Annotated in this window: 9 protein-coding genes; 3 read left to right on the plus strand and 6 right to left on the minus strand. The window is 65.5% G+C overall.

What is annotated here, in order from left to right; all coding sequences use genetic code 11:
- The first annotated feature begins 124 nt into the window (after positions 1 to 124).
- Together secB and RTO53_RS16950 are read left to right on the plus strand one after the other, a co-directional pair.
- Positions 125 to 640 (plus strand): protein-export chaperone SecB, encoded by a 516-nt coding sequence (secB, locus tag RTO53_RS16945; RefSeq protein WP_312238897.1) that lies wholly within the window; start codon positions 125 to 127, stop codon positions 638 to 640.
- Between the two features lie 20 nt (positions 641 to 660).
- The gene (locus tag RTO53_RS16950; protein ID WP_312238898.1) at positions 661 to 1,686 is read left to right on the plus strand and encodes an NAD(P)H-dependent glycerol-3-phosphate dehydrogenase; all 1,026 of its coding nucleotides are present in this window, start codon (positions 661 to 663) and stop codon (positions 1,684 to 1,686) included.
- Positions 1,687 to 2,085: 399 nt separating this feature from the next.
- Here the strand turns inward: RTO53_RS16950 and RTO53_RS16955 are convergent, their stop codons facing one another.
- The 6 genes from RTO53_RS16955 to RTO53_RS16980 form a co-directional block, all read right to left on the minus strand.
- Positions 2,086 to 2,658: an Ax21 family protein gene (locus RTO53_RS16955; protein ID WP_312238899.1), complete on the minus strand. Its 573-nt coding sequence runs from the start codon at positions 2,656 to 2,658 to the stop codon at positions 2,086 to 2,088.
- Positions 2,659 to 2,805: 147 nt separating this feature from the next.
- Positions 2,806 to 3,408 (minus strand): hypothetical protein, encoded by a 603-nt coding sequence (locus RTO53_RS16960; protein WP_312238900.1) that lies wholly within the window; start codon positions 3,406 to 3,408, stop codon positions 2,806 to 2,808.
- A 357-nt stretch (positions 3,409 to 3,765) separates the two neighbouring features.
- On the minus strand, positions 3,766 to 4,551 hold the full coding sequence (locus tag RTO53_RS16965) for a peptidoglycan-binding domain-containing protein (protein WP_312238901.1): 786 nt from the start codon (positions 4,549 to 4,551) through the stop codon (positions 3,766 to 3,768).
- A gap of 30 nt (positions 4,552 to 4,581) precedes the next feature.
- Complete coding sequence (locus tag RTO53_RS16970) at positions 4,582 to 5,955, minus strand: peptidoglycan-binding protein (protein WP_312238902.1); 1,374 nt, start codon at positions 5,953 to 5,955, stop codon at positions 4,582 to 4,584.
- Positions 5,956 to 6,000: 45 nt separating this feature from the next.
- Positions 6,001 to 6,888: a hypothetical protein gene (locus tag RTO53_RS16975; protein ID WP_312238903.1), complete on the minus strand. Its 888-nt coding sequence runs from the start codon at positions 6,886 to 6,888 to the stop codon at positions 6,001 to 6,003.
- Positions 6,889 to 7,208: 320 nt separating this feature from the next.
- On the minus strand, positions 7,209 to 7,835 hold the full coding sequence (locus RTO53_RS16980) for a hypothetical protein (protein WP_312238904.1): 627 nt from the start codon (positions 7,833 to 7,835) through the stop codon (positions 7,209 to 7,211).
- Positions 7,836 to 8,350: 515 nt separating this feature from the next.
- Between RTO53_RS16980 and RTO53_RS16985 the strand changes: the two genes are divergently transcribed.
- Positions 8,351 to 11,896, plus strand: a 3,546-nt coding sequence (locus RTO53_RS16985) for a DUF6531 domain-containing protein (RefSeq protein WP_312238905.1), incomplete at its 3' end; no start/stop codon positions are given.

Raw genomic sequence — 11,896 nt, forward strand, 5'->3', positions numbered from 1 at the left:
GGTCAAGGGCCGCAACTGATTTTCGCCGGATCGCGCCGCTCGCCTTGTGCGCGGCGCCACACGCCCCCATCGCAGGGCATGTAACAATCCAACTTACTGCATTTAATTTCTGGAGCTACAGGAAATGTCCGAAGAGACCACCAACGGCGCCGTCGCGCCGGCCGACGCCGTCACCGGCCCCGCGTTCACCGTCGAGAAGATCTACGTCAAGGACGTTTCCTTCGAGTCGCCCAACGCGCCGGCCGTGTTCAACGATGCCGTGCAGCCGGAACTGCAGCTCAACCTAAACCAGCGCGTGCAGCGCCTGGGCGAGAACGCCTTTGAAGTCGTGCTGGCCGTGACGCTGACCTGCAAGGCCGGCGACAAGACCGCCTACGTGGCCGAAGTGCAGCAGGCCGGCGTGTTCGGCCTGGTCGGCCTGGACCCGCAGTCGATCGACGTGCTGCTCGGCACCCAGTGCCCGAACATCCTGTTCCCATACGTGCGTTCGCTGGTCAGCGAGCTGATCCAGGCCGGTGGCTTCCCGCCGTTCTTCCTGCAGCCGATCAACTTCGAAGGCCTGTACTCGGAAACCCTGCGTCAGCGCCAGGAGCAGGGTGAAACCTCGCTGGCCGACTCCGAGCCGGCCGGCAACGCCTGATCGGCGCTGCTGTCGTATCGATGAGCACCAACGCAGACAAGATCGCGGTTCTCGGCGCCGGCTCCTGGGGCACGGCGCTGGCCAGTCTGCTCGCCCGGCACGGTCATCAGACCGTGCTGTGGGGGCGCGACGCGGCCATGGTCGAGGCCATCGACCAGCGTCACGAGAACACCCGTTACCTGCCGGGCATTCCCCTGCCGGCCTCGCTGCGCGCCACCACCGACCTGGCCGCTGCGGTCAGCGACGCGACCTGGATCCTGGTGGTGGTGCCGTCGCACGCCTTCGGTGAAACCGTGCGCGCGCTGGCGCCGCTGCGTCCAGCCGCTGCCGGCGTGGCCTGGGCGACCAAGGGCTTCGAGCCCGGTTCGGGCCGCTTCCTGCATGAAGTGGCGCGTGAGGTCCTCGGACCGGACGTGCCGCTGGCCGTGGTCACCGGTCCGTCCTTCGCCAAGGAAGTCACCCTGGGCCTGCCGACGGCGATCACCGTGCACGGTGACGCGCCGGAGTTCGCCCAGCAGGTGGCAGATGCGATGCACGGCCCGGCCTTCCGCGCCTACACCGGTGACGACATGGTCGGCGCCGAGCTGGGCGGTGCGATGAAGAACGTGCTGGCCGTGGCCACCGGCGTCGCCGATGGCATGCAGCTGGGCCTCAACGCCCGTGCCGGCCTGATCACCCGTGGCCTCAACGAGATGCTGCGCCTGGCCGCGGCGATCGGCGCCAAGCCGGAGACCCTGATGGGCCTGGCCGGGCTGGGCGATCTGGTGTTGACCTGCACCGGCGATCTGTCGCGCAACCGTCGCCTAGGCCTGGCGCTGGGTCGTGGCCAGTCGCTGCAGGACGCGGTGCGCGAGATCGGCCAGGTGGTGGAATCGGTGCAGACCGCCGACGAAGTCATGCGCCAGGCCCGCCGCCACGGCATCGACCTGCCGATCTCCGATCGGGTGCGTGCCGTCCTGCACGGCGAGCAGACGCCGGAAGAAGGATTGCGTGCCTTGTTGGCCCGCGAGCAGAAGCCGGAATATCCGGACACGCTGTTCAAGTGATCCATGAAAAACCCCGGCAACCGCCGGGGTTTTTTGTAGGTGTGCAATCCACCGCAACCCTCACCGAGATCACCGTGTAGATCCACGCCATGCGTGGATGCGCTTCGCTCTTTGCATGGCACGCATGTCGCGCGTGTCACGCATGGCCGCAGCCGTGCATGGCGTGGCTCTACCCCACGGGTCGCCACTCCATAAACGCAGAAACCCGGCACAAGGCCGGGTTTCTGCGTGGCGTACCGACGAGGGCGTCGCCATTGGGGGGTAGAGCCGACCGTTGGTCGGCTGCCGTCCGCAAAAAAACACGGCGGCCTTGCATAAGTGAAGCCCGGCGCGAGCCGGGCTTCATGGCGCAGGGGAGAGAGACCGCGCCATCCAACAACGTACCGCGGTGTTCCGGTATTACCAGGTGAAGCGCGGACCGACGAACCATTCCTTGTCGCCGCCCTTGGCCAGCTTCACTTCGCCAGCCAGGCCCCAGTTCTGGTTGAACTTGGCCTGGGCGCCGACGCGGCCGTAGAACTCGCCGTCCGGGTTGATGCCGTGCTTCTTGCTGTAATCCTCGTAGCCGGCCATCACGTAGCCTTCGATGTTCGGGGTGAACGCGCTGCGCACGCCCACTTCGGTCGAATAGCCGTTGAAGTCCAGGCCATGCTTCGGGTCGAACTTCTGGTAAGCCACGCGCGCCACCAGGTCGGTGGTCGGGGCGATACCGTAGTTGTAGCCGACACCCACCTTCCACTGGTCCACGTCATTGCTGCCGTGCTTGGTTTCCTGCGCGTTGTAATCGCCAAAGACATGGAAGTTCGGCGCCACGGCGACCGAGCCCTTCACCGCCCAACCATCCGCGTCGCCACCCTTGGCGTCGGTGTTCACGTAGCCGCCTTCGACGTAGTTGTACGACAGGCCATCGGTTGCCGAAGCAGCGAACGGCAGGGCAGCAAGCAGACCCAGGGCAAGCAAAGAAGTCTTCATATCGGGACACACCTTTAATTATTTTGGTTTCGTCGACCGCCCCTCCGGGGAGGGGAGAGAAGGGCGGTCGACAGGTGTTAATTATTCATTTGTCGTCCCAATCGCTCCTGAATATTGAACTGACCGGTATGTGAATGAAGTGTGGGTTCAGGGAACTACCGCGCTGATGCTGGCTGCATCGTTGACGCACGCCGAACTGCCTTCCCCGTCCGTTGCACGCACCGCGCGGCCGGCGAAGAAAGCTTCCTGCTGACCGCCGGGGCGGCGTAACCCGGGCATGCCCAACCTGAGCGCGGCATAGTTCGCGAATCTGCCCAGCGCGGCCGTGACAAACAAGGCGATGGCCCGTCCGTGCCTGTCGGCTGGCCTCAAGGGGTTCACCGGTATCCACTCGCCAGGCACGGTCCAAATGGCGCCCGGCTCGCCGCCCAGCCTCACGACAACGGTGTGGTAGCGCCCTTCGACGGCACCGTAGACCCGCGCCGGACACGAATGACCGCAGTGCCATTGCGCACCCGTATCGGCCGCTCCGTCCATGCCGATGCGCATCGAGAGTCGACTGAGACGACGCGGTGCGGTTGCATCGCGCGCCTCGCGAAGAAAGCGCGCGTGCTCGGCGGCGCTGTCCGCTGAATCGCCTTGTGTGCTCAATGCGTACGCCTGCTGAGCGGTCGCATAGCCACGGATTGCCACAATCGGCAGAATCGCCGCCTGGTCTGCGATCTCGATATGCGCATCCGCATTCAGCACGTCGACACCTACGGGAGGTTTACCCACCTTGCCGCATGCCGCTAGTAGCCCAAGCATCAGGCACACAGCGGCGAGAGCAGGCCTCCCATTACGTACGCAGGAAAACTACCGATTGAGGATATGCAGTGGCATGGCGGGACTGTCCGAAGGTGACAAGTCCCCAAGGCTGGAACAGGTATGTGTGGCCAATACGGATTGCGTGTGAAGCAGCGCTACCAACGCCTTGGCCGTTGCGGCTGATTGCTGCACTTCAGGCACCCACACGGCTTCGTTCGGCCCTGAACGTAAAAAGCCACCGCCGAGGACATCCTGGTCCTCGGCGATGGCGCCCCTACCCGTGTTGCAGGTGCGGTTGCCTCAGCGCTCGGGCGCCGGCTGGGTCTGTGCGGCCGGCGCCTGTGCGGCCGGCTCCGCCTGGCGTGCATTCAACTGCTGCTGCACGTTGTCGCGCATTTCGGCGAAAGCGCGGCCGGCCGGCGAATCGGCCAGGCCGGCCAGCGCGTTGCGCATGCCGTCGGCGTTGCCTTCGCGCGCGGCATTGAACAGCGAAGAGAGCACGCTGTTGCCTTCCTTCTCTGCCTGCGGCGCCTTGGTCTGCTCACGTGACTGGTCCAGCGCGGCATGGGTCTTGGGTCCCACCACGCCATCGGCGCTCAGGCCCTTGTCGCGCTGGAACGCCTTGACCGCTTCTTCGGTGTGCGCGCCGAACTTGCTGTCCACGTCCAGCGGCTTGCCGTTGCGGTCGGTGTAGCCAAGCTTGTTGAGCGATTCCTGCAGGGCATGCACGTTGCTGCCGCGGCTGTCTTCGCGCAGGGTCGGGTGCGACGGCGAGGTCGGCTCGGCCTTGCCCGGTGCAGCGTTCGCTGCAGGGGCGCGCTCGCCGGCATTGGCGCGCGAGGCACCGTCCTTGATCAGGTCGCGGCCGGCGGACAGCGGATCGGTGGCGAACAGCTCCACGCCGCGCGCGTGCTTGCGGTCCAGGTAGCCCTGCAGCGGGATCATCTCCACGCCTTCGCCACTGCGTGACTGGCTCACCTTCAGTTGCCCGTCGGTGGGATCGCGCACCACCATGGTGATGTGATCGATGCCGTTGAAACGGCCCCGGTCCCAGCCCTTGGCGCCGTTGTCTTCGCCGATGATCATGCCTTCGCGCAGCGAGTTGGCAGTGATCTCCTAGCCGCTCATCAGGTTGCCCGAACGCTCGGAGGCCTTCTGGATGATGCCGGCGGCGTGGTCGAAGCCCGGGCTGAACTGGTCGGCCTTGGTGAACACATCGCGACCGGCCTTTTCGTTGATCTCGGCCATGCTCTGGTTGGCCAGGCGCACCACCCAGCCGGAGCAGTCCACTGCACCGGACTCGGGCTTCTTGTCGCCGAAGCCGTACTTGACGTGGTCGAATTCCTTGGTCAACTCGTAGGCGCGGTTGAGCGAGATGCCTTCCCCGCCGGCCGCCGGTGCCGCCGGTGCGGTCGGCTGCGCGGGCGCGGTGGCCTCGGCCGCCTTGACCGGTGCAGCGGTGGCCGCAACAGCGGCGGTGCCTGCCACGGCGGCGGCACCTGAAGCCACAGCTGCCGCCGCCGGTGCCTGCGCCTGCGCGGCCTGCGCGTGTTCGGGCGCCTGCGAACGCAGCGCCTGCAGGGTGTCACGACCGGCCACGCCGTCCACGGTCAGGCCGTGGTCGCGCTGGAAGTTCTCCACCGCATGGCGGGTGTTGTCGCCGTAGGAACCGTCGGTGCCCAGCGCCTTGCCGTTGCGGTCGGTGTAACCCAGCGCGTTGAGCTGCTGCTGCAGCTGCTCGACCGGTGCACCGCGTTCGTTGGGCGAGAGCACGCCGTCGGCCATCGGATCACGTGCGGCGCGCGACGGCGCTGCGGCGCTGTGACTGAGCGTGCCACTCGGCAAGCCGCGCTTGGCTTCGTCGGCGTAGCCCTGGTAGCGATCCATGTGGTCGCCCATCTTGGCATAGGCGCTCTGCAGCGAGATGCTGCCATCGCCGTACAGCGCCGGGTTGCCGGAGATCACCTTGCTGCTCAGCACGCTGTCCACGCGCGCATTGGGGTGGTCGCGCAGGTTGGACAGGAAGCTGACCGCATCGGTCGAGCCCAGGTTGTGCATGGCGTAGACATTGGCGTCCACATCCTTGCCACCGTACTGCGAGGCGCGGTCGATGTTTTCGCGGGTGAACTCGGCCAGCATGCCGGCCTGCAGCTTGGTGTTCTCGCGCAGCTTGGGCGAGTTGGTCTGCTCCTTGGTCATGTCGGCGGCATTGGCCACGCCATACTTTTCACCGTACTTGACCACCATGTCGTGCCAGGTGCCATTGAGGAACTGGCCGTAGCCGTGCGCCGAGGAGATGGCCTTGGTGCCGTCGTACTGCGTGACCGTGTTGAGTTCCGGCTTGGAGGTGGAGATCGGCCGCGCGTTCGGATTGAAGCCCGACTCGAAGCCGGCGATCTTCACCATCACGTCCACGTCGATCCCGGCCGTCTTGGCCGCCGCTTCCAGTTCCTGCCGGTGCGCTGCCCAGCGTTCGTCCCGATTTGACATAGCAAGTTTCCTTTTAGTGATTCAGCTGAACATCAAAATGAGGCGTTACCGCGCCCCGGGGTAGACCTGCTGCTTGGGGTCGAAGGCAATCACCGACGTTGCCGCCGCTGCACCATCACCCTGGCGGGTCGCCTTGATGGGATAGAAACCATCGACCGGCGTGCCGGTCGGGTCGATCTGGATCTTTACCACTTCGCTCGGCGAGTCTTCGGTGCTCTGCGCGATGCGCGAGACATCGCGGAACGTGCCGTTGATCGGCACCAGCAACGTGTACTGGGTGACACTCACGCCCTGCCAGGTACCGCCGGCCGTGCCCAGCCAGCCATGCCGATCCGGGCCGACCTGGACCAGCTGCGCGTCGCGGCAGCCACAGTCGCCGGCCTGCCCCTGGTCGATGGCCGCGGTGGCGGCCAGCGGCGTCCACTTGCCATCGGCGGTGACAGTGGCGGCGAACGCGCCGCGCAGCCCCGGGTCCACCAGCGAGTAGGTGTCCGCGTTGGGATCGCTGTAGGTCTGGAAGTACACCTGGGTACCGGAGGCGGCGGCCACGACCTTGGGCGTGTCCGGCTTCATGCAGTAGTCCAGCGTGTCGTTGGCGCCTTCGAAGCTGTGCGACCAGCAGCCGGTGGTGGCGTTGAAGGCCTTTTCGCCGTACGCCTTGCGCAGCATGCCATCGACCACGGCCTGCAGCTGCTCGGCGCTGAGCGCCACCGGCGCGGCGGCAGTGGGCGCGGCAGCGGCAGTGGTGGTGGCCGGCGACGTTGCAGCGGACTCTGCGGGCGTTGCAGACGGCTCGCCTGCGGGCGGCTGCGCCTTGCAGGCGGTCAGGCCGGCGACCAGGCACACGCCCAGCCAGAGGGCATGGCGGGCGGGAAGGGCGCGGATGGAGCGCGCAACGGAAATCACAGCCGGCTGTTCAGGGGCGGTAGGCATGGTGTCGTCTCAGGGAAAATCGGCCGCGGCCGATGAGGAAAAGAAGCGCCCGGCGTCGTGCTCCCAAGCCGCTGCCGGTCCACGCACGACGCGCGCGCTGGACGACGGGAACGACAAAGCGGCGCCGTCATGGCTGACGTGCGCGGGGCGGTACTGGCCGGTCATGGCCAGACAATTGAAGGGGGTGAGTGCGGAGTGAAGAAATGTCTTCCGCGGACCGACCCGGGTAGTGTCCGTATGCATCGCGATCTCCATGCGTGCCACGCGACAGCGCAAGCGCTGTCACGTATTGGCCGATCCGGACCACATCCTTGGGTCCGCTACCGGGAGATCGGCCGGTAGGTGTTATGGCTCGAATCGTAACGGTACTCGGTGGCGTTGTCACCCCCCGCCGCCTTCACGCGCAGCGCCGGCAGGTCCGAGCCGTCCACCGGCACCAGCTCCAACGGCGTCGCCGCAGTGGCCGGCACGGTGCCGAGGTAGGTCCACTTGCGCTCCTTGGTGCCTTGCAGTTCGTGCGGGTTGAACACCAGCACGTCGAACGCGGGACCGGCTGCATCGCCGCTGCCTGCCCGGGTCGGCAGTGCCAGCAACACACGCCCGGATGCCGTGGTGAAGGTCTGCGGCTTGCGGGCCGTGTCGATCGCATTGCCCTGCTCGGCCTGGCCGAACTCGCCGATGTACGGCTCGCTGCCCTGCAGCGTCCAGGCGTTGTTGCCATCGGCCACGTAGGTGGCATGGGCGAGGGTCACCTTGGCAGCGGGATCGATGCGGCCACTCTGGCGGTCGGCGCCGTAGCGGGTGGGGGTGAACCAGGCAAAGCCAGTGTAGTAGCGCTTGCCATCGGCCTGGAATTCCAGGCCATGCCAATAATGGATCTTGCTGCCGTTTTCCACCTCGTAACTCAGCGCGCCACCGCCGTCGATATCGCTGATGGCGGTCAACACACTTTCTGCGCTGGGGGCCGGTGCGGTGGTGGGCTGCGCTGCGGGCTGCTCGGCGGCTGCAGCGGGGGCGGGTGCCGCGGCGGGTGCAGAGGGTGTGGGCGTGGCGGCGGCCGGTGCGGACTCAGTGCCTGCGCCGCAGCCTGCAAGGACCAGCGCAGTGGCCACGGAAAGAAGGGAAAGACGAATGCGGCTTGGCATGAACGCACCTTCACGGATGGGAAGCCGGAGTCTAGCGGAGGCGCTTTGAATGCGCTTTGACGTGGCTTCACCTGAGGACGCATCGGAGTGGCTGCCTGACAGACCGCCCCGTCGCGCGGGTTTGATGATATTCCTATCGAGTGAATGTGATCGCAGTCAATTGACGCGTACTTGATTCAAGTAAAGAATTGCCACGCAAGGTCTTCTGCGATGCTGTGATTCCACGCGTGGCAACGCGAGTGAATTTTCGGCATTGCCTACCAAAATTCAATAAGAGGTTCAGGATGAACTTATCCATGGCAAATGGACGTGCCGGTATGCGTGCCCTGTGCTCCCTGGTGTGCACGTTGGTTATCGGTTGCTGCGTCATCGCGCCGGCATCGGCCCAGGAAAGCCGCAAAGAGTGGCGAATCTCCAGTCCTGGCGGGCAGTCCACGGTCTACAGCACGCAGCAGGAGGCGGTCGCCGCTATCAAGGGCCTGCCGGCACCTCCTGGTGTTCCGCCTGAGGCGCGGGATGGCTGGAACGCCGTGGACAAGATCAAGAGCCAGCACATCACGTTCGACGGCAGGACCGACATTACGTATTGGATGGGCAAAGCGCAGCCGTCGGATCCCGAGTGGGGCTACATGCTCGCATATGGGATGCAGAAATACACGACGGAAGCGGAAATGATCGCCGCCTACCATGCAACATGGCAGAAGAACCCGTTTTGTCCAGGCGAGACGCTGACGCCAGCCGGGCCATGGATTCCAGCATTCCCGGGATCTGAGGAGACATTCGAACTCCGTTCGTTCGAAAGACTGGCCGCGGACGGCGAAAACTCTGCAGAGGATCCCTGCGAGTACTACGCGATCGAGATCCAGTTGACGCGCACCCGCAGGCTCGATTGCCCCGTCCGCTACACACAGTGGTCAAACAAGGAAGAAGCCTGCGTCAATGAAGAATTCCTCGCTACCATCACATCCACCTCTGACGTGTGCGAGGGCAATGGCGGTGCAGGAAGCTGCTTCGCGTCTTCACCCGCACAGAACGTCAACGGCGCGTGTGATGGCAACGTCGGCAACCCCTGCAACGTCAAGACCGGCGAGAAGTACGAGATCGCGCCAGACTTCGACCTGGGCTGGATCGCGCTGACGCGCTTCTACCATTCCGGCGTGTCCACCACGCTGGGTGGGTTCGGGCATGGTTGGACACACTCGCTCGGCATCCGGCTGGTAACTGATGGTGCAGACAGCGCGGGCCTCATCGAGGGAACGGGTTACCAGCGGCCGTTCAAGAAGGTCGGCACCGCCTTCGAGGCCACCGACGGCAGCGGCGATCGACTGGTCCAGAATGGTAACTGGACGCTCTACACCGGGCACCAGACCACAACCTTCGACGCGGCCGGTCGCGTCCTCGCCACCCGCAGTCTGGACGGCACCACGCTCACCTATCTGTATGACGACAGGGAACGACTGGTTGCAGTGGGGCACAGTAGTGGCAGGGTGCTGGAGTTCACGTACGCCAGCGATGCCTACGAGGCCCATATCGCGTCGGTGCAGGTGGAGGGAGTGCCCATGGCAACCTACGCCTATACCGCCGCAGGGCAGGTGTCCAATGTCACCTATGCTGATGGCGGTGTGCGCACTTATCACTATGAGGATGGGCGGTTCCCGCACCATCTCACCGGCATCACCGCCGAGGACGGGCAGCGCTACAGTACCTTTACCTATGACGCCCTTGGCAGGGTCATCTCAAGCCAGCATGCGGGTGGTGCTGACGGCGTGACGCTCGATTACAGCAGCAGCGGTGGCGCCCTGGTTACCGATGCATTGGGCCACCAGACCAACTACGCGCTCACCCCCGGTGGGCAAGCGGCACCGCCGCGCAAGGTAACCGCGCTGGCCGATACCCGCGGCGTGGTCGCGCGCACCTACAATGCCGCCGCCGTGGATTTCCGCCAGCGCCTTGCCACGCTGACCGACCGTAACGACGTCCAGACCACCCACGCCTACGCGGACATCACCGACGCGGTGACCGGCCAGCCGGCCAGCCGTCACACGATGACAGAGGCGGTGGGTCTGCCGGAGCAGCGCATCACGCAGACAGTACGCGATCAGGCGACCAACGTGCTGCTGGCCGCTACCGTGGGCAACCGTGAGACGCGCTACGCGTACAACACGCGGCTGCAGCCGGTGAGCATGGTCATCAAGGACCTGGCCGCCGGCGACACACGCACCACCACCTTCACCTACTGCGAGGCGGCAGACGCCGCCCTGGCGGGTGGCGCGTGTCCCATCGAAGGCCTACCGAAGGCCGTCGACGGGCCACGCCAGGACGCCGCCGATGTAACCACCTACACCTACTTTGCGGTGGATGACGCCGCATGCGCGGCTTCGCCCGCAACATGTGCTTACCGCAAGGGAGACCTGCGCAGCATCACCAATGCCCTGGGGCACAGCGTCGAGACGCTGGCCTACGACAGCGCAGGTCGCCCGGTCTCGGTCAAGGACGCCAACGGCGTGGTCACCGACTACACCTATCACCCGCGCGGCTGGCTGGCGACCGCTACCGTGCGTGGTGCGACCGCAGCCGATGACCGCAGCACCCAGATGAGCTACTGGCCCACCGGCTTGGTCCATCAGGTCACCGCACCGGACGGCAGCAGCGTGAGCTATGTCTATGACGCCGCCCAGCGCCTGACCGACATCGCCGACGATGCGGGCAATACCATCCACTACACGCTCGACAACGCGGGTAATCGCCTCAAGGAAGATACCGTGGACGCAGGCGGTACGTTGCGCCGCACGCTCGCCAGTGTGTACAACACACTGGGCCAGTTGATCATGCACAAGGACGCGGGCAACCACGCCACCGGCTTCGTCTACGACGTCAACGGCAATGCGCAATCGATCACCGACGCGCTGCAGCGGGTGACGGCCCGGGAGCACGACCCGCTCAATCGCCTGGCGCGCACCCTGCAGGATGTCGGCGGTATCGAAGCCGAGATCCGTACCCGCTACAACGCGCTGGATCAGGTCACTGAGGTTACCGATCCCAAAGGGCTGCACACTACCTACGCATACAACGGTTTTGGTGACCAGACCACGCTGGTGAGCCCGGATACCGGGACCACCGTCTTTACCGTGGACGCTGCCGGTAACCGCAAGACGCGCACGGACGCGCGTGGCGTGACTGCCACCTATCACTACGATGCGCTCAATCGTCTCACTGGCATTGCCTATCCGGACCCCAACCTGGACGTCGGCTACAGCTACGACATCGCGCCGAGTGTCTGTGCAGCCGACGAGCGCTTTGCAAACGGGCGCATCGGCACCGTCCTCCACGCGGGCGGTAGCACCGCCTACTGCCATGACCGCTTTGGCCAGGTCACCCGCAAGGTGCAGACCGTCAACGGTGTGACCACGACGCTGCGCTATGCGTACACCAAGGCGGGGCGACTGGCGTCGCTGACATACCCGGATGGCAGCGTCGCAGACTACGTGCGTGACAGCCAAGGCCGCATCAGCCAGATCGGCCTGATCCGCCCCGGCCAAGCGCGTCAGCTTGTTGTGAGCCAGGTGACGCACGCTGCGTTCGGCCCCGCCACGGGCTGGACCTATGGGAATGGCCGCCAACTGCAGCGCCCACTCGACCTCGACTATCGACCGCAGGCCGTACATGACCCGGCGTCAGGCGGACTTTCGCTGAGCTACGGCTACGACCCGGTCGGTGCGATCACCGAACTGAGGAACGGCGCAGGCACCAGTGTCCTGGCCAAGTACGGCTACGACACACTGGGTCGACTGACCCAGACCAGGGACGCCGCCACCGACGTGGCGATCGAGACGTATGCCTACGACGCCACCGGCAATCGCACC

The organism is Stenotrophomonas sp. (assembly GCF_031995405.1).
Classification (GTDB): Bacteria; Pseudomonadota; Gammaproteobacteria; order Xanthomonadales; family Xanthomonadaceae; genus Stenotrophomonas.